The sequence below is a fragment of the Flavobacterium sp. PLA-DH12 genome (assembly GCF_059511845.1).
Map to the genome: position 1 here is coordinate 668,054 of NZ_JCAMPD010000001.1, position 24,684 is coordinate 692,737.

The following is a 24,684-nucleotide window of genomic DNA, read 5'->3' on the forward strand; positions in this document are numbered from 1 at the left end:
GTTTGTATATACAACAAAAATAAGAATACTATTTAAAATAATTTTAAACAACTTTACAAATTATGATTTTATTGTGAACAATAAAAAAAGCAGACTCGATAGCCTGCTTTTTACTATTATTTTATGCCTAAATTTTTTAAAATTAAAAAGTTTCTCCAGCATTCAAATAAAATCCTTTAGAATTATTACCCCAAGCATAATCGAAAATCAGATTGGTTTTGGATGCTTTATCAATTAAAAGTCTTAAACCAATGCCTGCTGCGGGCTGAATGGATTTGAATAATTTAAGATCATTATCAGAATTACTCGTCGTTACAAAATTGGTAAAAACAGTACCGCTTAGCAATTGGTTACAGGTAATTGGAAATCGAAATTCTGTCGATAAATAAACCAGCCCATTTCCTCTAAACAATCCCTGCGTATACCCTTCTCCGCTTCTGCTGCGCTGATCCCAGCCAATTGCCGGCAGGTTTAAGTACGGAACTTTTCCTCTAGTCACAAACTGTCCATAAGTCCAAATCGCCAAAATATAACGGGGATTCTTATGCGAAACAGGAATAAAATGACGGTATTCTGCAAACAAAACATTACTATATTCCTGATTATTAAACAGTACTGGATTAAATCTATAATTTATATTGGCAAACCAACCTTTTGATGCATTTACCTGATTATCTCGTGAATCGTGAACCAAATTAAGACTTACTCCATTCAAGAAATATTCATTATGATCAAAACCATATTTCTGACTGTAATTATAATGATAAGTATAATTTCCTTTATCAATATCTAGCTCTTTGTCATCAATGCTTGAATACCAATCAATATTAATTCCTCCTCCAACATAATAATTTTCCTTAACTTCAAAAGAAACTGTCTGATGAAACTTGAAGTAATTATAATCCATATCCTGAGCTAGCGAATCGACACTAAATCCAGGCGGACGGTCACGCCTTGGCGGAATTATATCGGTTCCTAATCCATAATTGGGTTGCGAAAACAAATATAATCGGTAATCGCCACTCAGAAAGATTTTATTATTCTTGAGCAGAATATTATTTTTTACATTAACTAACCACTGATTTTTAAGCGTGTAAGTAATTCCGATATTAGCAATCGAATATTTGTCTTTTTCTTCTTTTCCTTTAAAAGTATATTGGGCCACGGCTCCAAAAAAGAAACCAGTTGCAGGCTGAGAACCTATTGCTGGAATAACTAAAAAGAAATTGTTTTTTGTAGGTTTAACGACTAGCGCATCATCATCTTTTTTAAAAATATCGAATATTGTTTTGGGAGGACAAATATTTGGATTTTGAATTTCAGGACTTTGAATTTCCTCTTGAGCGAATAAATTAAAAGAAATAAGAAGCAATAATCCTAAGATTTTAGACTTGTACTTATCGGCATTATTTTTAAAAAAAATTACCATTTACAAAGTTTAGTTTTAGAGATAAAAGCTTAATCCTACTGTAAATATAAGTCTTATTTTCAACATCTTACGAACTAAAACTAATTAATTCAAAAATATTTTAACAAAAAAAGCCGTCAAAAATAAATTTGACGGCTTGGAAATATCATCTCAAATATTACTTGGTAATAAATTTTGGGTGAATCAGATTCTCAAGAGAATAAATTTCATCCCATTTTTCTTGTGTAATCAGCTTTCTTTCCAAAACTGCAATTTGATGTACACTTTTACCCGTTTTTAAAGCTTCTCCAGCAATACTCGCACTTTCTTCGTAACCTAAAATTGGGTTCAATTGCGTTACAATTCCGATGCTGTTCATCACCATATTATAGCAATGGTCCACATTTGCTGTAATTCCGTTAATACATTTATCGATTAAAGTCTGAATAGCATTTGAAAGATAATCCAACGAAGTAAACATTGCGAAAGCAATTACAGGTTCCATTACATTTAATTGCAATTGTCCCGCTTCTGCCGCCATTGCCACCGTTAAATCCTGACCGATTACATAAAAGCAAGTCTGGTTTACTACTTCTGGAATTACCGGATTTACTTTTCCTGGCATAATAGATGAACCTGGCTGACGCGCTGGAAGATTGATTTCGTTAAAACCAGTTCTTGGCCCTGAACTTAATAATCGCAAATCATTACAGATTTTAGAAATCTTAACCGCAGAACGTTTTAAAGTTCCCATAATCTGAACGTAAGCACCTGTATCAACCGTTGCCTCAATTAAATCTGGTGAAAGTGTCAGCGGAATTCCCACCTCATCTGCCAGATATTTTACGCAGATTTCTGGATAACCTTCTGGAGCATTTACTTTTGTTCCAATAGCTGTTGCTCCCATATTGATTTCTAAGAGCAATTCCTGAGCATTTTTTAAACGCTGAATATCTTCTCCAATTGTTGTGGCGTAAGCTTTAAATTCTTGCCCTAAAGTCATAGGAACAGCATCTTGCAATTGCGTTCTTCCCATTTTTAGGACTTCTTTAAACTCCTCTCCTTTTTTGGCGAAAGCAACTTCTAAACCCGCTAAAGTTTTAATAAAACTTTCCATTTTCAAATACAAAGCGATTCTAAAAGCCGATGGATAAGCATCATTTGTCGATTGAGAACAGTTTACATGATTATTTGGATGAAGAAAATTGTATTCGCCTTTTTTATGACCTAAATATTCCAAACCAATATTAGCAATAACTTCGTTCGCATTCATGTTTACAGAAGTCCCTGCTCCGCCCTGAATTAAATCGCTCACAAATTCCTGATCAAATTTGCCCGCGATAACCTGATCACTTCCGTAACAGATTGCTTCCGCAATTTTAGAATCAATTGCGCCGCAATCTTTATTGGCTAAAGCAGCAGCCTTTTTTACATATCCCAAAGCTTTGATAAATAAAGGTTCTTTTGAAATCGGAATTCCTGTAATGTTGAAATTCTCTACAGCTCTAAAAGTCTGGATTCCGTAGTATAAATGATTCGGAATTTCTAATTCTCCTAAAAAATCATGTTCCTTTCTTGTTGGTTCCATATAATAAAATTGATATGTTTTGACTTAAAAAAATAAGTGTAAAGCTACACCATTTTACGGATTAAAAATGTGAATGAAATCAAAATCATTTATAATTTGTTCCCATTATTCTATGGTAAATTATTACCTTTTCACCTTCAAATAATTATAGAAAAGGGTTGAAAAAAGAAAGCGAATATTTTCTTGATAAAGAATACAATACAATTGTTTACGCCAAAGACGATTTGAATTTTAAAGACTTTGAATCTTGCGTTTTTAACAATTGTAACTTTTCTGCATGCACGTTTTTAGCCGTTACTTTCATTGATTGCGTTTTTAATGACTGTATTTTCAGCGAAGCCAAAATCAATTATGTGGCATTGAGAACCGTTATTTTTAATCGATGCGAAATTAAAGAGGTGAATTTTGCGATGTGCGACAAACTGATTTTTGAAGTTCATTTTAATGATTGCATCCTCGATTTTTCTAAGTTTTATACTTTAAAATTGAAAGGAACTCCGTTTACCAATTGCAGTTTGATTGCAGTAGATTTTATGGCGACAGATTTAACCAACGTAATTTTCGATAATTGTGACTTATATCGTTCTGAATTCAACAAAGCCATCGCCAACAAAGCTGATTTTAAAACGAGTTACAATTATACCATTGATCCTTCTAAAACTAAATTGAAGAAAGCTATTTTTTCTTTGAAGGAAGTGAAGGGATTATTGTTTACGCATGATGTGATTGTGAGTGATAATTAACTATGTTTTTTTTTATAATAAATACTCTGCTCTATTTTTTATCCAAACTTTTACTTCAATTTTATCATATCAGCAATTTGCTTAAATTCTTTAAAATAGACATAGTTTTTTGAAATATCTGTCCCAACAAATAAAATTACACCCTTTGTCGTTTGTTTTAAATATTGAAACATCTTTAGTTTTTTGCCTTGATATACTCCTAACATTTCACCTGCAACAATTTCGTCTTCACCATTTTTATAATTCTGTTCAGAAATTATTTTTATTTCAATACTTTTCTCTTTAAAAACATTGTTTTGATATTTGGATATCAAATTATCACTATACTTTTTTAAATTGAAATCGTTCAAGTCATTTGGTAAAGTACTTACAACAAAATTATTAGCATAAGAATTATTAGATAGTAATTGCTCATTATTTATAGTATAAAAAGCCACATTACCAACTACATTTGATAATTTAAATTTTGAATCTTCTAACTGAAGATTAAATAGTAAGTTATCTCCTAACGTGATTTTTACATTTTTATCATAGTATGTACTAAGTACTAGTTTAACAATTTCGTTTCTTGCTTTTTCGTTATTTTCAAAAATCCCCATAACTAATACCGAAAAAGAAGAATCTCCAAATCCTAAAATTATTTGTTCGGAATCCATACCTTGGGGAGCAAGGGCAAAGTATGCATTATAAATTCCTAATTTAAATTCTTTTTTAATCCTTAATTTACCACCTTGTTTTTCAAGCTCATTAATCTTATTAATTACATTTGGCATTACTTTAAAATAATCTTGATTAGGAATTTCAATAATTTGGAAATAGTTCTTAGAATCCTTTTGAAACCTCTTTAACTCATCAAAGTATTTATACGAACTTGAATTGTCAATTAATACTTTAGTGCCCTTAACATTTATCTTATTCTGAATATTTGAAACTTCAATTTGGTCAGGAATATCTATTGATTGCCCTTTTAAATCACAACTGATTATTGAAAATATTAAAAAAAAAATTATACTATATTTCATATTGCTACTATGCTTTTTTTCAATTAGAAGCTATTTAATTTTATAAAATAAGGTAGCCTTAAAGTTTCCTCCCCATCACATAATCCTCCATCAAATACCCATTCCCAATTTCTATATCAACGGTTTCTTTAATTTCGAAACCTATTTTTTTATAAAAATCCAATGCTGTATTAAATCGGTTTACATTCAATGACAATTGTTTTGAATTGTTTTCTAAAGCCAGTTTTTCTATAAAATCAAATACTTTTTTTCCATAACCTTTTCCTTGTGTTTCTGGTAACAAGTAAATTTTATGAATTTTGGTAATGGCTTCATTTTTATAATGATGCTCAATTCCTATAAAACCAATTGTAGATTCAGAATCTAAAATAAGATAGAATAATTGTTCTTTATTCTCAATTTGTTTTGCCAAAGCTTCATTAGAATAAAACAAACCTAACATATAATCTAATTGCGATTGAGATAAAATTTCACCGTACGTAATAGGCCAAGTGATGTTGGTAATTTTCTGAATTGTAGAGATATCACCTACCCCTGCTTCCGAAATGCTAATCATAATGTATTTTGAAATATATTTTTATTTAGTAAAAACTTGATTTTCCTGCTCGCTTACACGGATGAAAGTCGTTCGTTTAGTCAATTCTTTTAATCTTGAAGCTCCAACATAAGTGCATGTACTTCTTATTCCGCCTAATATATCTAAAACAGTGTGAATGACATCTCCTTTAAACGGCACCTGAACTGTTTTTCCTTCACTTGCTCTGTATTCCGCAACACCGCCGGAATGTTTATCCATTGCAGTTTTTGAACTCATTCCGTAAAATTGTTTGAATTTTTCTCCTTTGACTTCTATTAGTTCACCGCCGCTTTCTGTATGTCCTGCGAGCATTCCTCCCAACATAACAAAATCGGCTCCTGCACCAAAAGCTTTCGCCACATCGCCTGGAGTTGTACAACCACCATCACTGATAATATGACCGCCTAAACCGTGCGCTGCATCGGCACATTCGATAATAGCCGATAACTGCGGATAACCAACACCTGTTTTAACACGAGTTGTACAAACAGAACCAGGTCCAATTCCGACTTTTACAATGTCTGCTCCTGCCAAAAGTAGTTCTTCAGTCATTTCGCCAGTAACTACATTTCCAGCGATAATTATTTTGTCTGGATATTGTTTTCTGGTTTTCTTTAAAAACTGAACAAAATGTTCTGAATAACCATTTGCAACATCAATGCAGATAAATTTCAATGACGGATTAGCAGAAATTATTGTTCCTATTTTCTCAAAATCTTCTTTTCCCGTCCCAGTGCTTACGGCAATATAATTGTAGAAATCTGGAGTTACATTTTTTAAGAAGTTATTCCACTCTTCTAAAGTGTAGTGTTTATGAATGGCCGTAAAAAGTTTTTCTTGTGCCAAAACCTTTGCTATTTCAAAAGTTCCAACAGTATCCATATTGGCGGCCATAATCGGAATTCCTGTCCAATTTGCAGTACTATGCAAAAACTTGAAATTTTGTTCTAGGGAAACTTCAGATCTACTTTTCAACGTTGATCTTTTAGGTCTAAACATTACGTCTTTAAAACCCAATTTGAGGTCCATTTCTATTCTCATAGTTCGAGATTTTGGTTACTCTCAAATGTAAGGAATTTTAGATTGTAGACTTTAGATTTTAGATTAACAAAAACTCGAACTTTTGAACAATTATCAATTCACTTTTGCGAAAGTGCTAATTTGAATGTTTTTATTTCACAGAGACTCACAAAGTTTCGAATTAGGAATGCGTTTCTCCTGATAACTATCGGGATCGCTCAACGTGACAAACGCAGAAACTGAAAACTGTCACTGCGCCTGAACACTAAAAAAACTACCCGTGAATCGTCTCTCCTTTTCCGTAATTGGTAATGATTGATTCTTCAAAAGCGAGCCATTCTCTCCAACGTTTTTCAACATCGATTCCTGTTCCATATTTACGTGCGTATGTAATGAAAGTAGTGTAATGTCCTGCTTCACTTTCCATTAATTCTCTGTAGAAAAGCGCTAATTCTTCATCTTTAATATTTTCAGAAAGCACTTTAAAACGTTCACAGCTTCGTGCTTCAATCATGGCTGAAAACAATAACCTTTCTACAAGTCCAGAAACACGGCTTCCGTCGCCGCTTCTTTTCATATATTGGTAAAGTTCGTTTACATAATCATCTTTACGCTCACGTCCTAATTTCAATCCGCGTTTAATGATGATATTATGAACCTGCTCAAAATGATCGATTTCTTCTTTGGCTAAAGCCAATAAATCTTTCACTAAATCCTGATGTTCAGAATTGTTTGTGATAATCGTAATCGCATTTGTTGCAGCTTTTTGCTCGCACCAAGCGTGATCTGTTAAAATTTCTTCAATGTTTTTCTCAACAATATTTACCCATCTTGGGTCGGTTGGCAATTGTAATCTTAATACGCCCATTTTTTTTAAGTCTTAAAGTTTGAAAGTCGAAAGTCATAAAGTCATTGGAAAACTTTAAAAGAAAAATCGAAGATCAAAAACTAAAGATAGAAATTCACTTTCCATTTTTAGACTTTCGACCTTCGACTTTATGACTTTTGACTAATTTTTAATATGCAAAAATCGGTTTTTCGCTCATCATATCATTTACTTGTTCAGCCACTTCTTCGATAACTGCTTCATCTGTATGGTTCGATAAAACTTTATCAATAAGCTCAACAATAGTTTCCATATCTTTTTCAACTAAACCACGAGTTGTGATTGCAGCTGTTCCAACACGAATTCCAGAAGTGATAAATGGAGATTTATCGTCAAAAGGAACCATGTTTTTATTTACTGTAATTTCAGCTTTTACTAATGCATTTTCAGCTTCTTTACCAGAAATACCTTTGTTTCTTAAATCAATAAGCATCATATGGTTATCAGTTCCGCCAGAGATAATATTGTAACCTCTTTTTACGAAAGCATCAGCCATTGCATTTGCATTCTTTTTTAATTGCATTGCATAAGTAAAGAAATCATCTTTTAATGCTTCTCCAAAAGCAACTGCTTTAGCCGCAATAATGTGCATTAAAGGTCCTCCTTGGTTTCCAGGGAAAACAGCTAAGTCTAATAATGAAGACATCATTCTGATTTCTCCTTTTGGAGTTGTTAATCCTTGTGGATTTGGGAAATCTTTACCCATTAAAATCAAACCTCCACGTGGTCCTCTCAATGTTTTGTGAGTTGTTGTAGAAACAATGTGGCAATGAGGAATTGGATCGTTCATTAATCCTTTTGCAATAAGACCTGCTGGGTGAGAAATATCAGCAAATAAGATTGCTCCTACGCTGTCAGCAATTTGTCTGAAACGAGCAAAATCCATATCACGAGAATAAGCCGAAGCTCCAGCGATAATTAATTTTGGCTGTTCTTTAGTTGCAATTTCTTGAATTTTATCATAATCTAAACGACCGGTTTCAGCATCTACACCGTAAAATACAGGACGGTATAAACGTCCAGAGAAATTTACAGGAGAACCGTGAGTTAAGTGACCTCCATGAGATAAATCGAAACCTAAAATAGTATCACCTGGATTTAAACAAGCATGGTAAACAGATGTATTTGCCTGAGAACCTGAGTGAGGCTGTACGTTTGCATATTCAGCGCCAAATAATTCTTTAGCTCTGTCAATTGCAATCTGCTCAATAACGTCCACTACTTCGCAACCGCCGTAGTATCTTTTGCCAGGATAACCCTCAGCATATTTATTAGTTAAAACAGACCCTGCTGCTGCCATTACTTCATCACTTACAAAATTCTCAGAAGCAATAAGCTCTAGTCCGTGAATTTGTCTTTCTTTCTCCTCTTGGATAAGATCAAAAATTTGTTCGTCGCGTTGCATTTTTTTGTTTTTCGTTAATTTCACGCAAAAATACAAAAAAACGTTTGTCAAACAGCTAGATTATGATATATTTGACATGTAATTTTTCAACAAACAATTAACATTAAACATGCCAATAACCGCCAACGATACCAATAGAAAATCATGGTTAGAAGTGCCACAAAATAGCGACTTCCCTATTCAGAATATTCCTTTCGGTGTATTTCTTACCAAAGAAAATGTCGTTACTGTAGGAACAAGAATTGGCGATTATGCCATAGATTTAGGAGCTTTACAGCAATTAAACTATTTTGAAGGAATAGAATTAACCGATGATATGTTTATGCAGGATACGCTAAATGATTTTATTTCTGATGGAAAAAAAACATGGCGCCTGGTGCGAAATCGCATTGCTGAGATTTTCGACGAAACTAATCCTCAATTAAGAGATACAACAAAACATCGCGATATTGTTATATTTAAAATCGAAGACGTAGAAATGCAATTACCAGTTTTAATTGGTGATTATACTGACTTTTATTCAAGTAGAGAACATGCTACAAACGTAGGAAAAATGTTCCGTGATCCAGATAATGCTTTATTGCCAAACTGGCTACACATTCCGGTTGGATATCACGGTAGAAGCTCTACAATTGTTCCTTCTGGAATTCCAGTTCACAGACCAATGGGACAATCTTTACCCGCTGGACATGATACACCAGTTTTCGGAGCATCTCGTTTAGTAGATTTTGAATTAGAAACTGCTTTTATTACTACAGATGTAAATGTAATGGGCGAAAATATTTCAACTTATGAAGCTGAAGATTATATTTTCGGAATGGTTTTACTAAATGACTGGAGTGCTCGCGATATGCAAAAATGGGAATATGTGCCTCTTGGGCCATTCTTAGCAAAAAACTTTGCCACTTCAATTTCACCTTGGATTGTGACTATGGATGCTTTGGAACCTTTTAGAACTAAAGGCCCAAAACAAGATCCGTCTCCGCTTCCATATTTGCAGACAAAAGGAAAAAAAGCTTTTGATATTCATTTAGAAGTTTCTTTACAACCAGAAAATCAAGAAGAAACGATAATTTCAAAATCTAACTTCAAGTATATGTACTGGTCTATGGCTCAGCAATTAACGCATCATACTTCAAATGGATGTCGCGTGAATTCTGGAGATATGATGGGTTCTGGAACTATTTCTGGTCCAACTCCTGATAGTTTTGGTTCTATGCTAGAATTAACTTGGGGAGGAAAAAATCCGCTTAAACTAAGTGACGGAAGTGAACGTAAATTTATTGAAGATAATGATACTGTTATTATTCGCGGTTTCTGTGAAAACAACGAAGTAAGAATTGGATTTGGAGAAGTTTCAAGCCAGCTTTTACCTCCATTTACGAGACAATGAAGAGCAGAGCAATCTGAAGAGATATAGAAAAACAAAAAAACCTTGGAAATCCAAGGTTTTTTTTATGCTTTATATTTAATCTAGAAAAAGCTATTTATTCTAAAACCACTTTTACCCAAACCAAACGATGATCTGAACTTGATTCTCGTTTTTCAACTAATTCTGACATTGGCTCACCTTTTGCAGGCCAGAATACACCGCTATTAACAACCTTGAAACCAAGTCTGGATGGCAATACATAATCAGCTCGCATTCTCCAAAAAGCCGTATGATTAACTCCAAAAGGATTTTTAGGACTAAATTCAGCACCACCTTTACTAGCAGGCGTAAAGTCGCTATTAATTTTCGGACTTTCTATTAAGGATTTTATACCTTCTCTCATAGCATCTCCTTCAACTGGCGAAGCGTTTTGATCACCCATGATGACAAATCGAGAATCTGGAGGCAAACCTCCTTTTACTCCTTTATCATCGTAAATATACGAAGCAGAATTGTCTGAAATATAATCTCTCCAGAATCGGATTTCATCATGATTTCTTTTTCCGTTTCGATCTTCATCTCCATCAAAAGTAGGAGGAGTTGGATGACTGACTAAAACGTGAACTGTTTTATTCCCAATCTCTACAGGAACATCCCAGTGAGATTTTGAAGATAATGGAAATTCCTTCCATGCTTTCTTACTGTACCAATCCGATCCATCTGCTTTTTTGGTAATCAATGCTTCCGGCATGTCTTTCCATTTAAAATGCTGAAAAGTACGAACAGCCTTAACATCAATAGGATATTTAGATAAAAGCATCATCCCGTATTGTCCAGGATACATGCCAAATGCCCATGCATCATTTCCAAAATTATCCAACTTTCCATCATTGTTCAAATCATAAGGACTTGGCTGGCCTGTATTTACTGTCGAATAATAGTAATAAGGATAATCAATAGCGGCTGCTCCACCTTGGCCGACGTTCAAATAATTTTTTATAAACGCCTTTACACCAAATTCAGGGTCTTTAATATAATCAAATTCGTTTAGCAAAATAATGTCAGGCCTAACAGTCTGAATAATCTGGGCAATATTTCTGATTTGAGTATTATGCCCTGAACTAAGTTGATTAATCAACATCTGCTCCGACTTTCCCATTGCACCTTTGGGAGAATAATTATCAGATTCCATACTTACATTGTAGGTGGCAAATGTAAGTTCATTTTTGTCTTGTGAATCAGACTGCGAAAAAAGAACTCCGGAAGAAAGCACGGAAAGGATAAAAAATATTTTCTTCATATAAAATTAAATCTGCATTTCTGCATTATTGAACATACGAATATAAGAAGGATGTGTGGACACACGGCAAATCTGTCTGTTAAATATACAACAAAAAAAAGCTGCCACATTTGGTGACAGCTTAAATTATATAAGAAAGTCTCTGAATATCTGATAATTTTATTACAGATTAAAAATATCAAAACGATTATTCTATAATCTGTGGCTACTATTTTTATGCAGGAATCTGCTGACTTAAACAATGTAAAGTTCCGAATCCCCAGATAAAATCGATACAGCTAATACCGATTACTTCACGATCTGGAAAACATTCTGCTAATATGTTTAAAGCTACTCGGTCGTTGCTGTCGTTGAATGTTGGTACTAAAACGCAATTATTCAAGATTAAGAAATTAGCATAACTTGCCGGCAATCTTAAATCTTCAAAATCAACACGTTTTGGCATTGGCAATGCTACAATAACTGGAGATTTTCCGTTTTCTAATTTAGCATTCTGCAAACGTTTCAAATTGTCCTGTAAAGGTTTGTAATTTGAATCATTTTTATCTGTTTCTACAATTGTTACAATCGTATCTTCGTTTACAAATCGGCATAAATCGTCGATATGCCCATGCGTATCATCTCCTTCTATTCCGTCTCCTAACCAAATTACATTGGTAACTCCAAGATATTCTTTAAAAACAGCTTCGTAATCTTCTTTTGTAAAACCAGGATTTCTTACTTGAATTGTTGGGTGCATCAAACACTCTTCAGAAGTCAGTAAAGTTCCTTTTCCGTTTACATCAATCGCCCCACCTTCAACAATTACAGGTTTTCCTTTGTACATTACTTGAGTTAAAGGAACATCAATAAAATCAGCTACTTTACCAGGAACAAATTTATCTAATTGATAGTTTTTATATTTTGCCCAACCGTTAAAGTTAAAGTTAAGCGCTTCTCTTTTTGAACCATTTTTTACAATAATTGGTCCCGAATCGCGCATCCAGCTTCTGTTTGTTTTATGAACAATATAAGAAACGTTTTCAGTATTAACGCGAGCTCTTTCAAGCATATCAGCAACTTTCTCTTTCAGTTTATCATCGGCTACAACTAAAAAAACAGTTTCAAAAGTCGCTACTTTTTTAATAAATTCTACAAAAGCCCATTGAACGGCTTCATATTTTCCTGGCCAATCGTTACCATTGTGCGGAAAACACAATACAATTCCTTGCTGTTTTTCCCATTCTGCTGGAAATCTTCTATTATTTGTTGACATAAATAGATTCTAATTTAGAAAGTGCAAAGATAAGCATTCGTTAGGATTATAAAACATTTGGTTGAAATTCCTATGTAATTTCACAAAACTTATCCTGCAAAATTTAAGTTAAAGATTAAATAATACACACTTAATATTTAACAGAGAGCTCAGAATTACTTTTGCCAAAACTAAAAACTAACACATGAAAAATTTATCTCTCTCATTATTAGCTGCTCTTTTTTTATTGGCAAGCTGTAACAATGATGAAAATTCAAACACCGAACCAGAAGTTGTTGTAAACGAAAATCCAGGAACTTTTAAAGAAATTGGTTCGATTACAATTGGCGGAGAAGCTGCTGCTGAAATTTCTGCTTACTGCGAAAAAACGAAAAGACTTTTTACAGTAAACAATAGCGGTGTTAATCAAATTGACGTTATCGATATTAGTGATCCCACAAAACCACTTAAAATCGGAAAAATTGATTTAGTTGCTTATGAAGGTGCTGCAAATAGCGTTTCTGTTTTTGATGGAAAACTGGCTGTTGCTTTAGAATCTACTGTAAACAAACAAGGAAACGGAAAAGTAGTTGTTTTTAATACTTCAGATTATAGCTTAATTAAACAAGTAACGGTTGGTGCTTTGCCAGATATGATTACTTTTTCTCCAGACGGAAAATATATTATGACGGCAAATGAAGGCGAGCCAAATACAGATTACACACAAGATCCAAACGGAACCGTTTCTATTATTGAAACAAGCACTTACAATGTTACAACTTTAGACTTCGCTTCATTTGCTGGTCAGGCTGCGACATTGGTAAAAGATGGCTTCAGAATTTCAAAATTTGCTAAAACCAGTTTTGCTCAAGATATCGAACCTGAATATATTACAATTTCAGACGATTCTAAAACGGCTTGGGTAACCTTACAGGAAAACAATGGTGTCGCTAAAGTCGATTTAACTTCTAAAACGATTACTGCTATTTATCCTTTAGGAATGAAAGATTATAACACAGCTGAAAACGCAATTGATGTAAGTGATAGCGATAATAAAATTGCTTTTAATCCTTGGAAAGTAAAAGGATTGTATATGCCAGATGCGATCAGCCATTATACTGTAAACAATGTTCCTTATTTTGTAACCGCTAACGAAGGTGATGCAAGAGAATACACTGCTTACACTGATGTGAAGCGTATGAAAAGCATGACACTTGACGCAACAGCTTTCCCTGATGCAGCTACTTTAAAATTAGACACCAATTTAGGAAGATTAAATCTTGTTGCTGACATGGGAGATACTGATGGAGATGGAGATTTAGATCAAATGGTAAGTTTTGGAGGAAGATCTTTTTCTATCTGGAACGGAAATACAGGGAAAATTGTTTTTGACAGCAAAAATGATGTTGACAAAAAGACTAACGAAATTGGCACATATGATGATAAAAGAAGTGATGATAAAGGTTCTGAACCAGAAGCTGTAGTTGTGGCTAAAATGGGAAATCAAAATATTCTGTTTGTAGGACTTGAAAGATCTGATGCTTTTATGGTATATGATGCTACAAACCCAACTTCTCCTCAGTATTTGCAAACTGTGAAAACAGGAGATGCTCCAGAAGGTATTCTTTTTATTCCAGCTTCAAAAAGTCCGACAAAAAGAAGCTTGTTGGTAGTAAGCAGCGAAGGAGACGGATCTGTTAAAATTTATCAGCCTGATTTAAAATAATAACTCTTTTTTAAGGATAGCAAAAGGACAAAATGTGAATTTTGTCCTTTTTTTTGCCTTCTATTGTACTTATTTTAACGAATTTACACAATTAAAAGCCAAAATATGGGAATTATGTAAGGGTATATACAACACTTTCTAGAATTCGACCTCTAATTTTGTTTCAGAGTTTAAAATAAAAACAATTTAATTTTTGATATCATGAAAAAGAAATTAGTATCAGTATCCTTATTATTACTATCATTTGCTGCAGGTGCTCAAAATATGGCTACTACTTCTACAAAACCAAATGTAGATCAAGAATACAACAAATGGTCGATCGAACTTAATGGTGGGGTTAACAAACCAACCAGAACAATGACTCCAGGTTATACTACAGAATCGTTAAACTTTTTTCACGGAGATTTGGGTGTAAGATATATGTTTAGTCCAAAGTTTGGGGTAAAATTAGATGTTGGTTACGATCAATTCAAAGAGAAAAAAGATACTCCAGATTTTGAAAGCCGCTACGTTAGAGCGAGTTTACAAGGGGTTATCAATGTTGGACGTGCTTTAAATTTTGAAACTTGGACAAACACAATAGGTCTTTTGGCGCATGGTGGTTTTGGGGTTTCGCAAATTAGTACTGAAACAGGATTTGGCGGACAAGATTACATGGCTCACGGAATTGCTGGTTTAACAGGACAAATTAGATTAAGCGACCGAGTAGCATTGACAGGTGATCTTACCGGAATTGTTAACGGAAGACAAAACTGGAACTTTGACGGAATGGGAAATACTACCACAGGTTCTTTTGATGGCGTTTTATTAAATGCTTCTATAGGTTTAACTTTCTACCTAGGTAAAAACCAAAAACATGCTGACTGGGTTGGTGAAGAAGATAGAATCAGTGAATTGGAACAAAGAGTTGACTTAATCGAAACTGGTCTTATAGATTCAGACAAAGATGGAGTTGCTGATTTATACGATTTAGAACCAAACAGTATTGCAGGAGTTGCTGTTAATACAAAAGGACAATCTATTGATACCAATCAAAATGGTGTCCCAGATGAGTTAGAAAGCTACTTAGACAAAACTTACGAGAGAAAAGGTGCTGGAACAGCTACAAACAATACAGTTGAAGAATTAATCAACGGTGGCTATGTAAATGTTTATTTCGATTTCAATTCGTCTAAACCAACAAACTCTTCTTTATCTGGTGTTGATTTCTTAGTGAAATACTTGAAAAACAACCCTGGAAAATCTGCCGACATTATTGGTTATGCTGATGAAATTGGAAGCTCAAGCTACAACACTGAATTATCTAGAAAACGAGCTGAAGCTGTGAAAAAAGTAGCCGTTAATGCTGGAATCGATGCTTCAAGATTGAATGTTATTGCTAACGGAGAAGATACTTCTGTTAACAAAAGCTCTAAAGAAGCACGTCAAATCGTGAGACGAGTTACTTTCCAAGTAAAGTAATCTATATATAAAGCTAAAAGCAGAAAAGGAGCTATTTCGTGTTGAAATAGCTCCTTTTTATTATAAAAAATAGATTTTGAATACTTATTTAAAGCTTCGGAGAAGCCAAATATTTATAGCAAAAAAAAATACGTTTACGATATAAAGCTCCAGAAGAGCGAGATGTTCTTTTACAATCTAATGCATGTCGCTCCACTGGAGCTTTATCATTTTGTTTTATTGAGGTGTTATAAATATTTCGCTTCTCCGAAGCTTACAAAAAAAAGGACAAAATGTATATTTTGTCCTTTTTATATGTTTTAGATAAATCAAATTATTTATCAATTGCTCTTTTTGTAATGTCTCCAAAAGCGTCAATTCTTCTGTCTCTAAAGAACGGCCAGTTTTGACGAACATTTTCCTGAAGATCTAAATCAACCTCAGCAATTAAGATTTCTTCTTTATCATGAGAAGCCTGAGCTAAAATTTCTCCTTGCGGTCCCGCAATAAAAGAAGCTCCCCAGAACTGAATTCCTTCTGTTCCTTCAAGGTATTTTTCAAGACCAATTCGGTTTGCTGCTGCAACGAAAACACCATTTGCTACTGCATGACCTTTCATTACGTTCATCCAAGCACCATATTGATTCTCTCCATATTGCTCTTTTTCTTTTGGATGCCATCCAATTGCTGTCGGATAGAATAAAACTTCTGCTCCTTTAAGCGCTGTAATACGAGCCGCTTCTGGATACCATTGATCCCAGCAGATTAAAGTTCCAACAGTTCCTTTTTTAGTTTCGATTGCCTGGAAACCTAAATCACCTGAAGTGAAATAGAATTTTTCATAGAAATGAGGATCATCTGGAATGTGCATTTTACGGTATAAACCAGCCTCTGTTCCATCAGTATCAATGATGTAAGCACTATTATGATAGATTCCTGCCATTCTTTTCTCGAAGAAAGGAACAATAATTACTACTCCTAATTCTTTTGCCAATTCGCTGAATGCAATAAATGAAGTGCTGTAAAGTGGCTCTGCTAATGCAAAATTATCTACATCTTCACTTTGACAAAAATAATGACTGCTATATAATTCAGGTAATAAAATAACTTCTGCACCTTGACTTGCAGCATCTCTTACCCAGCTGATACATTTTTTAAGATTATTTTCGGCAACATCATTCAGATTTAACTGAATTACTGATATTTTATACTTTCTTTTCGGCATGACATAAAATTTAGAGTGCAAAAATAATACTTTTTAAAGGAATGTCAAAGTAGATAACTTTTATATAACAACTAATAAATCAGTACCAATTCCTCAAATTAAAAAAACCATTTCACGTCCGTTTAAAATAAAACTTCCGCAAAATGGCTTTCAACCTAAAAAAATATCAACTAAACAAGTTGTTATTCGATCACTACTTTTTGAGTAAGGAATTCAGTTTCTGATTTCTTAAATTTAATTTCAAAAGTTCCTTTTGCAGCAGATTTAAATTTATAAACTGTTTTTTTAGGATCTGGAATTTGTTGTGTACAAACATCTGAAGCGTATTTTGCTATAACTTGCAATCCTTTGTCTGTACCAATTGTTGTTTCGCTAATTTTATCAAATTCTCCACAAGCGTTATCTACAATAAAAGTCACGTCATAACTTAATTCCTCATTTACTTTTCCAGTTTCCGGACCTTTAATTTCGGTTACAAATGCTGTTTTTGTTTTAACTGTCGATTCTACTTTATCATCGTCGCTACTGCAAGAAACAAATCCAATTGATAAAAATAATACTACTAAAGCTGTTTTTAATCTAAAACTTTTCATATAAAATAATAATTAATTGTTAATTACTATGAAGACGCGCCTTGGTTGCAAAGGTTGCTTATAAAAAATGTTAAAAAGTTACAACGTATCATTAAACAACTATAAATCAGTAATTTATTTTTAAAAAAAAATTTAAAAATTACTGTTATTTCCTATAAAAACAAAAATAACATTAAACAACCCCTTTAGAAATGACCTCTTTCTATAGCAGTTATGATAGCAATCCGAAACAAAAATATAGTACATGGAGAGGCTTTAAAATGAATCAATCTGCTCCAAAAAAAAACATCAGCTGTGAGCTGATGTTTTCGTTAAAGTATATTTTAATGTAAAATTATGCTGTTTTCTTTTTAAAAATCTTTTTGAAGAGATTTACAATTGCCAAAACTATAAAGCCCATTATAAGTCCGATTGCAAATTCTTTTATAATTGATGGGAAGTTTGGTAAAAGGTGGTGAAAAAATTCGATGTTATGTACAAATAACCCGCCAGCAACCAAAATCAACGCAATAGTTCCGATAACCGTTAGTGCTTTAATTACTTTTGGAAGCGCTTGAACCAATACATTTCCAACACTTTTTAAAAGGCTTTTTTCTTTTTTACTGTGCTGAATCATCTTAAAACCAACTTCATCCATACGAACAATAAGCGCTACAATTCCGTAAACTCCAACCGTAGCAATTAAAGCGATAATGGACACGGTAATGATTTGTGACAACAATGGTTTTCCAATTACGGTTCCCAAAGCAATAATTACAATTTCGACTGATAAAATGAAATCAGTAACAATTGCCGATTTCACTTTTTCTTTTTCAATTACTAAAATTTCTTCTTCTGTCAATACTTCATCAGTTATTCCTTCCGATTCTTCGTGTTTGTGAGGCACAATAAATTCGTAGATTTTTTCAGCCCCTTCATATGCTAAAAATAATCCTCCCAAAACTAAAATTATCATGATGGCAACTGGAAAAAACGCACTTAATAAAAAAGCAATTGGCAGAATAATTATTTTATTTAGAAGCGAACCTTTACTAATTGCCCATAAAACAGGCAACTCTCGTGAAGATGCAAATCCAGAAGCTTTTTCTGCATTTACAGCTAAATCATCGCCCAAAATTCCGGCTGTTTTTTTTGCAGCAACTTTACTCATTACTGCAACATCATCCATAATTGCTGCGATATCATCTAATAGAGCGAAAAAACCTGAACCCATTTTTTAAATTTATTTTTAGTGATGCGAATCTAGACATTTTGCCTTAATCTGCCCAATTATATTGCATCAAAATTTATCTTTTTATTCGTATTTTTCTGTACTAGAATCTTTAATTACATTGTCCTAAAAGAACCCAAAGAATGATAAAAACTATAATGGTTCCGAAACACCCGCCACCTAACTTCTTTGCTCCATATCCTGCTAATAATCCTCTGAAAATATTATTCATGTCTTTATTTTTTAAATTAATAATTTGCTGATTTTTATGAACTTAAAATTGAATATTTTTTCAAAAAGAATTGTTATAACAATCAGACTAAAAGTTTCAGAATTTACGGCAAAAAAAAGCACCAGCTTTGACACTGATGCTTTTTCAAGATTAACTAAAAAAAATAATTATTTAACTGTCTGGTTTCTAAAAACCAGTTTGCCATCGAAAGCATCCAATAAAATGATGCTGTCTGTTGTAATATTTCCTGCCAAAATCTCTTTTGACAATTGATTTAAAACTTCTCTTTGAACTACACGTTTTACAGGTCTTGCCCCAAAGTGCGGATCGTAACCTTTGTCGGCCAAGTAAGCAATAGCTTCTGGAGTTGCATCCATTGTAATGCCTTGCAGAGCCAACATTTTTGTAACACTCTTTAACTGTAAGTTTACGATTCTTGAGATGTTCTCTACTGTAAGCGGTGTAAACATTACAATCTCATCGATACGGTTGATAAACTCAGGACGAACAGTTTGTTTTAATAATCCTAAAACTTCGTTTTTAGCCGCTTCTGTTGCCGCTTCAACACCTCCTTTTAGGTTTTCAAATTTCTCCTGAATGATATTACTTCCCATATTTGAGGTCATAATAATAATCGTATTTCTGAAATCTGCCAGACGCCCTTTGTTGTCTGTCAAACGACCTTCATCTAGAACCTGCAATAAAATATTGAAAGTATCTGGATGCGCTTTTTCAATCTCATCTAACAACACAACAGAATAAGGTTTTCTACGAACAGCCTCTGTCAACTGACCACCTTCATCATAACCTACATATCCTGGAGGTGCACCAACTAAACGGCTCACACTGTGGCGTTCTTGGTACTCACTCATATCAATACGAGTCATGGCGTTTTCATCATCAAAAAGATATTCTGCCAAAGCTTTTGCTAGCTCCGTTTTACCAACTCCGGTTGTTCCTAAGAATAAGAATGAACCAACAGGTTTTTTCATATCCTGTAAACCGGCACGGCTTCTACGAACAGCATCACTCACTGCTTCTATCGCTTCTTCCTGACCTACTACACGTTTGTGCAATTCGTCTTCAAGGTGCAATAATTTTTCTCTTTCTGTTTGAAGCATTTTGGTTACTGGAATTCCAGTCCATTTTGCTACAACTTCTGCAATATCCTCTCTTGTTACTTCTTCTTTAATCAAAGAGTTTCCAGATTGAAATTCTAACAACTGTTTTTGCAAACTTTCCTGACGTTCCTGCGCTTCTTTTATTTTTCCATAACGAATCTCAGCTACTTTCCCATAATCACCTTCACGTTCTGCACGTTCTGCTTCGTATTTAAAGTCTTCAATTTCGTGTTTTACAGCCTGAATTCCGTCAACAATATCTTTTTCCTGTTTCCATTTTGCATAGATTTCGTTGCGCTCTTCTTTAAGGTTGGCTAATTCCATACCTAAAATTTTCAGCTTGCTCTCTTCTTTCTCACGTTTGATGGCTTCAATTTCAATTTCCAACTGCATGATTTTACGATCCAAAACATCTAACTCTTCTGGTTTCGAATTGATTTCCATACGTAATTTAGAAGCAGCTTCATCCATTAAGTCAATCGCCTTATCTGGTAGGAAACGATTGGTGATATATCTTTGCGAAAGTTCAACCGCAGCAATAATTGCTTCGTCTTTAATCTGAACTTTATGGTGTGTTTCGTATTTCTCTTTGATACCACGCAAGATTGAAATCGCGCTTTCTGTATCTGGTTCATCAATAAGAACTTTCTGGAAACGTCTTTCAAGCGCTTTATCTTTTTCGAAATATTTTTGATATTCATCTAAAGTTGTAGCACCAATTGCTCTCAATTCTCCACGAGCTAAAGCTGGTTTCAAGATGTTAGCCGCATCCATTGCGCCTTCACCTCCACCCGCTCCTACAAGCGTATGAATCTCATCAATAAACAAAACAATATCTCCATCTGCAGCTGTAACTTCTTTTACAACCGATTTCAGACGTTCTTCAAATTCTCCTTTATATTTGGCTCCGGCAATCAAAGCTCCCATATCTAGAGAAAAAACGATTTTATCTTTTAAGTTTTCTGGAACGTCGCCATCCACAATTCTATGTGCCAAACCTTCTGCAATTGCAGTTTTACCAACTCCAGGTTCCCCAATAAGCATTGGGTTGTTTTTTGTTCTACGAGTTAGAATCTGCAATACACGACGAATTTCTTCATCACGCCCAATAACTGGATCTAATTTTCCTGTACGAGCTAATTCGTTTAAGTTTTTAGCGAATTTATTAAGCGAATTATACGTTTCTTCTGCCGATGCCGAAGTTACTCTTTCGCCTTTTCTAAGTTCCTCAATAGCCGCTTTCAAACCTTTTCCTGTAACTCCCTGATCTTTTAAAATCTGAGAAACTTTACTTTTTGAGTCAAAAATGGCTAAAATTAAATGCTCGATCGAAACGTATTCGTCGTTCATTTTTTGTGCAATGATTTCAGCTTCATTCAAAGCTTTGTTCGCGTCTCGAGAAAGCATAACATCTCCTCCAGAAACTTTTGGAAAACTCTGAATTGTACTGTCTAAAATTTGCAAAAACAACGGCACATTTACATTCAATTTTTTTAGAATAAATGGCGCCACGTTTTCATCAACTTCAAATATTGCTTTGAAAATGTGCTCATTTTCAATTTGCTGCTGGCCATTTCGTTGTGCTAACTGCTGAGACAACTGAATGGCTTCCTGCGATTTAATAGTAAACTTATTTATATTCATATCTTTCTGATTTTGATTGATTTAACTTTATAAATTAAATAGGATTAAAGTTACGATTTATTGAGGTAAATAGTTAACTCAAATAATTTAACTTTGTATTCTAATAGACAAATTATATTCCACAGTAAAAAAACAGACAAAATGACGGTTAAAATCAAGTTTTTATCGTTTTAACACGTCAAAAAGTCATAAAGCAAGCCAAATATGAGTTTTTTTAATTCAATCTTCGGAAGTTCAGAGAACTCAGAAGCAGCAAAAAGTAAAGTTAACTGGACAGAATTAACAGATATTCTTCAATTAATGGAAATTGAAGCCATTTCAAATGAAAAACCAGTTGTAATTTTCAAACATAGCACAAGATGTAGCATTAGCCGAATGGCCTTAAAACAATTTGAAAGAGAATTTGATCTTGAAGGTGTTGTTGATGCGTACTTTTTGGACTTGATCGCACATAGAGATATTTCAAATGAAATTGCTAGCAGATTTGGAGTATATCACGAATCTCCACAATTGATTTTAATTAAAAACGGAAAAGCTGTTTACGATGTTTCGCACAGTGATATTGATGCAGAAGCATTGAAGAGTAAAGTATAATGTTTTTTTTTGTGAAATGTAAAATGTCAAATGTGAGAAGTAAAACACTTTACCTATTGCATTTTACATTTTACATTTCGCATTTTACATTTCTAAAAACTTCCCTCAGAGCCTCCTCCACTGAAACCTCCTCCTCCAAATTCCATTGGAGAATCTGTTTTAACTCCTGGTTTCATACCGAAAGTTGAAGCTACAACTAAAGCTTCTGCATTTAATAGGCTATCTGAATGGTTAATTCTATCTGGCTTAAAGGTTAATCCACTCTCTTTTTCTTTTAATTTTTTAATTGAAAAATAAGCTATTGCAAAAAGAATTATCCCTCCTAATGTAAGCGCAACTTCGATTGGCAAAACGGAATGGTAAAATCTAATCGTATAAATTGAAAATGCGACCGCTAAAAAACTCAACCAAAGCATTATTCTATCTTTTGTTTTTATAGCTTGCCCCAAATAAACAATTGGAACAATGAAAGTAAAAGCATAGAAGAAATAAGCAAACGGGATGTCGGTTCCAGGTTTCACTTCTACTCCTAAAAGCTCTGCAGAAAGTTCTCTTACCACCAGATAATTGCAAGAAAGATAAAATAACACCAAACAAAAACTATTAGCTAACAAAAGTCCATTGTAATAATAATTTTCATTTAGACGATTCATCATTTTTTTTGTTAAAAAATAAAATACGCCTGCAAAAATCATTGCTATAAATGGCAAAATTGCTTTTCCTCTATCTCCAAATTCAAACATTCCGTAAAACAAAAAAGCAGTTGCTGAAAGGCAAAACACAAGCATTGACAGCACATGCAAATACCTTAGAAACATAAAAAGCGATCCAATTGCAACAAAAAAAGCAATTACCATTTCGTACCCTTCTGTTGTTATTCCTATTGCTGCGCCTAAGCATAACAGTGCATTCAATATAAAAGCATCATCTAAACCGTGATTATGAAAATTTTGATTTGCAAGCAATTCTGCTCCAACAAATCCCACTATAGCAAAAATGTAACAGCAGATCTGAAAAAATGTATTCTCAGCGCTTAGTCCAAACAAAGAAATTGCTCCACAAACTGAAAGATACAACAAGCAACCAAGCAAAAAGAATCCTATTCTAACTAAAATATTACTTTGGCTTTTTAAAACTGGTAATTCCTTTTCTATAAATTTCTTCTGATCTTTACTTATAAAACCACCTTGAAATAAAGCATCTGCTTCATCTGTTAAAGCCTCATTATCTAATAATTGTTTGTTGTATACTATCATTCTGCAATAACTTTATGGAAGTTTTTAATTAATTTAATAAACATTACAATTGAGCCAATGAAATATGCTGGCAATAGAAAAATAAGCAATTCCCAAATATCAGAGAAATCAACGTTTTCAAAAATTCTAAACAAAACAATATTTCCGCCGATGTAAGCATACACAATCATAAATACATATAAAGACATTGCTTTATATTCGTAGCTGGCTTTATAAAAATAATATGTTGAACCAGCTAAAATCAAAGCAAATATTATCCATATTAAAGTATCATAACCTGTCAAATTACTAATTGCAGCGATACTTACAATATGCAATGCAAAAGTCAGAAAAACCAAGCTAAAGTGTGTTTTGAGCGAAATTCTATGGCTGTAAATAGTCCACAAAACCAACAAAACCCCTAACATTACTGCAGAATAACTCAAACTTTGGCTAGCGTACAAATTATTACTGTCATTAAATATATCCTGTGGTGTAACCGAAAGTCCGACATACGCCGCTAAACCTGTAACAGCAATAGTCAAGACACTTCTATTATCAAAATAATAAGCACAAAAGAAACTTACTATTGTTGGAATTAAAGTAGCCAACCCGTAGTGATCTCCAAAAGGTTTGTACTGAAATTGCAGATATCCGATAAAGATACAAGTTAGAATGTTTCCCGCCAAAACCAGATATTCTAAAACCGGATGCTCAAAAGTAACTTCGCCTTTCTGGAAACCTTTAGAATATTTAAAACAATAAAAAAAACAAACTGCAATAACTATTAAAAGCAATGATAGAATGGCGATATGTCCAATTGTATCAATATTTTCATAAATCAGAATTCCAATTCCTGAAGTAAATAACAATACTGACAAATAAAGAAATAGCTTTAATTCTGCATTTAACGAAAAGATATTTAGGTTTCGATAGGTCTTAACTTCTTCGAATTGATTTTCTGTAATCAAACCTTTCTCAAAAAGATCTAAGGTAGATTGTTCATTGAATTTTTTCATTGATATGTTTTAAACTGGCATATCAAATATATGTATTTAGCATGAAAATTCTGCTTTTAATTTTAAAACCTTTTTTTGTTTTCTAAAACA

At 33.5% G+C, this 24,684-nt stretch carries 20 protein-coding genes; 5 read left to right on the plus strand and 15 right to left on the minus strand.

Annotated features, from left to right (window positions below; all coding sequences use genetic code 11):
* Window positions 1–142: 142 nt before the first annotated feature.
* Both AC5ZCW_RS02820 and aspA read right to left on the minus strand, forming a co-directional pair.
* A complete protein-coding gene (locus tag AC5ZCW_RS02820; RefSeq protein ID WP_496117780.1) occupies window positions 143–1,429 on the minus strand; it encodes a BamA/TamA family outer membrane protein in 1,287 nt (428 codons plus the stop codon).
* A gap of 157 nt (window positions 1,430–1,586) precedes the next feature.
* Window positions 1,587–2,996, minus strand: coding sequence for an aspartate ammonia-lyase (gene aspA / locus AC5ZCW_RS02825; RefSeq protein WP_496117782.1), 1,410 nt, complete (start codon window positions 2,994–2,996; stop codon window positions 1,587–1,589).
* A 158-nt stretch (window positions 2,997–3,154) separates the two neighbouring features.
* On the opposite strand from aspA, the gene AC5ZCW_RS02830 reads away from it, so the two are divergent.
* Window positions 3,155–3,739, plus strand: coding sequence for a pentapeptide repeat-containing protein (locus tag AC5ZCW_RS02830; RefSeq protein WP_496117784.1), 585 nt, complete (start codon window positions 3,155–3,157; stop codon window positions 3,737–3,739).
* Window positions 3,740–3,789: 50 nt separating this feature from the next.
* Here AC5ZCW_RS02830 and AC5ZCW_RS02835 read toward each other — a convergent pair whose 3' ends face one another.
* The 5 genes from AC5ZCW_RS02835 to glyA form a co-directional block, all read right to left on the minus strand.
* On the minus strand, window positions 3,790–4,761 hold the full coding sequence (locus AC5ZCW_RS02835; RefSeq protein WP_496117786.1) for a hypothetical protein: 972 nt from the start codon (window positions 4,759–4,761) through the stop codon (window positions 3,790–3,792).
* A 58-nt stretch (window positions 4,762–4,819) separates the two neighbouring features.
* A complete protein-coding gene (locus tag AC5ZCW_RS02840) occupies window positions 4,820–5,317 on the minus strand; it encodes a GNAT family N-acetyltransferase (protein WP_496117788.1) in 498 nt (165 codons plus the stop codon).
* 21 nt (window positions 5,318–5,338) lie between these two features.
* Window positions 5,339–6,379, minus strand: a complete 1,041-nt coding sequence (locus tag AC5ZCW_RS02845) for a GMP reductase (protein ID WP_496117790.1) — start codon at window positions 6,377–6,379, stop codon at window positions 5,339–5,341.
* 253 nt (window positions 6,380–6,632) lie between these two features.
* Window positions 6,633–7,226, minus strand: a complete 594-nt coding sequence (locus tag AC5ZCW_RS02850; RefSeq protein ID WP_057122755.1) for a MiaE family protein — start codon at window positions 7,224–7,226, stop codon at window positions 6,633–6,635.
* A gap of 148 nt (window positions 7,227–7,374) precedes the next feature.
* A complete protein-coding gene (glyA, locus tag AC5ZCW_RS02855) occupies window positions 7,375–8,649 on the minus strand; it encodes a serine hydroxymethyltransferase (protein WP_281632219.1) in 1,275 nt (424 codons plus the stop codon).
* 109 nt (window positions 8,650–8,758) lie between these two features.
* Between glyA and fahA the strand changes: the two genes are divergently transcribed.
* Window positions 8,759–10,042: a fumarylacetoacetase gene (fahA, locus tag AC5ZCW_RS02860; protein WP_496117793.1), complete on the plus strand. Its 1,284-nt coding sequence runs from the start codon at window positions 8,759–8,761 to the stop codon at window positions 10,040–10,042.
* 94 nt (window positions 10,043–10,136) lie between these two features.
* Here fahA and AC5ZCW_RS02865 read toward each other — a convergent pair whose 3' ends face one another.
* Window positions 10,137–11,321, minus strand: a complete 1,185-nt coding sequence (locus AC5ZCW_RS02865) for an endonuclease/exonuclease/phosphatase family protein (protein WP_496117795.1) — start codon at window positions 11,319–11,321, stop codon at window positions 10,137–10,139.
* Between the two features lie 214 nt (window positions 11,322–11,535).
* Window positions 11,536–12,576, minus strand: coding sequence for an agmatine deiminase family protein (locus AC5ZCW_RS02870; protein WP_496117797.1), 1,041 nt, complete (start codon window positions 12,574–12,576; stop codon window positions 11,536–11,538).
* 184 nt (window positions 12,577–12,760) lie between these two features.
* Here AC5ZCW_RS02870 and AC5ZCW_RS02875 point away from each other — a divergent pair, with 184 nt between their 5' ends.
* Together AC5ZCW_RS02875 and AC5ZCW_RS02880 are read left to right on the plus strand one after the other, a co-directional pair.
* Complete coding sequence (locus tag AC5ZCW_RS02875) at window positions 12,761–14,281, plus strand: choice-of-anchor I family protein (RefSeq protein ID WP_343543310.1); 1,521 nt, start codon at window positions 12,761–12,763, stop codon at window positions 14,279–14,281.
* A gap of 201 nt (window positions 14,282–14,482) precedes the next feature.
* Window positions 14,483–15,742, plus strand: coding sequence for an OmpA family protein (locus tag AC5ZCW_RS02880; protein ID WP_496117799.1), 1,260 nt, complete (start codon window positions 14,483–14,485; stop codon window positions 15,740–15,742).
* Window positions 15,743–16,055: 313 nt separating this feature from the next.
* Here the strand turns inward: AC5ZCW_RS02880 and AC5ZCW_RS02885 are convergent, their stop codons facing one another.
* The 4 genes from AC5ZCW_RS02885 to clpB form a co-directional block, all read right to left on the minus strand.
* Window positions 16,056–16,946, minus strand: coding sequence for a carbon-nitrogen hydrolase (locus AC5ZCW_RS02885; RefSeq protein ID WP_496117801.1), 891 nt, complete (start codon window positions 16,944–16,946; stop codon window positions 16,056–16,058).
* Between the two features lie 182 nt (window positions 16,947–17,128).
* Entirely contained in the window at window positions 17,129–17,539 is a 411-nt protein-coding gene (locus tag AC5ZCW_RS02890; RefSeq protein WP_496117803.1) for a hypothetical protein, read from the minus strand.
* 334 nt (window positions 17,540–17,873) lie between these two features.
* Entirely contained in the window at window positions 17,874–18,752 is an 879-nt protein-coding gene (locus AC5ZCW_RS02895) for a DUF808 domain-containing protein (RefSeq protein WP_496117805.1), read from the minus strand.
* Between the two features lie 396 nt (window positions 18,753–19,148).
* Window positions 19,149–21,746 (minus strand): ATP-dependent chaperone ClpB, encoded by a 2,598-nt coding sequence (gene clpB / locus AC5ZCW_RS02900; RefSeq protein WP_281632211.1) that lies wholly within the window; start codon window positions 21,744–21,746, stop codon window positions 19,149–19,151.
* Window positions 21,747–21,950: 204 nt separating this feature from the next.
* On the opposite strand from clpB, the gene ytxJ reads away from it, so the two are divergent.
* Complete coding sequence (ytxJ, locus tag AC5ZCW_RS02905; RefSeq protein ID WP_343543316.1) at window positions 21,951–22,340, plus strand: bacillithiol system redox-active protein YtxJ; 390 nt, start codon at window positions 21,951–21,953, stop codon at window positions 22,338–22,340.
* Between the two features lie 92 nt (window positions 22,341–22,432).
* Here the strand turns inward: ytxJ and AC5ZCW_RS02910 are convergent, their stop codons facing one another.
* Both AC5ZCW_RS02910 and AC5ZCW_RS02915 read right to left on the minus strand, forming a co-directional pair.
* Window positions 22,433–23,596, minus strand: a complete 1,164-nt coding sequence (locus AC5ZCW_RS02910) for a hypothetical protein (RefSeq protein ID WP_496117808.1) — start codon at window positions 23,594–23,596, stop codon at window positions 22,433–22,435.
* Complete coding sequence (locus tag AC5ZCW_RS02915; protein ID WP_496117810.1) at window positions 23,593–24,594, minus strand: DUF2157 domain-containing protein; 1,002 nt, start codon at window positions 24,592–24,594, stop codon at window positions 23,593–23,595. Before AC5ZCW_RS02915 ends, AC5ZCW_RS02910 begins: the two co-directional genes overlap by 4 nt.
* Between the last annotated feature and the right edge of the window lie 90 nt (window positions 24,595–24,684).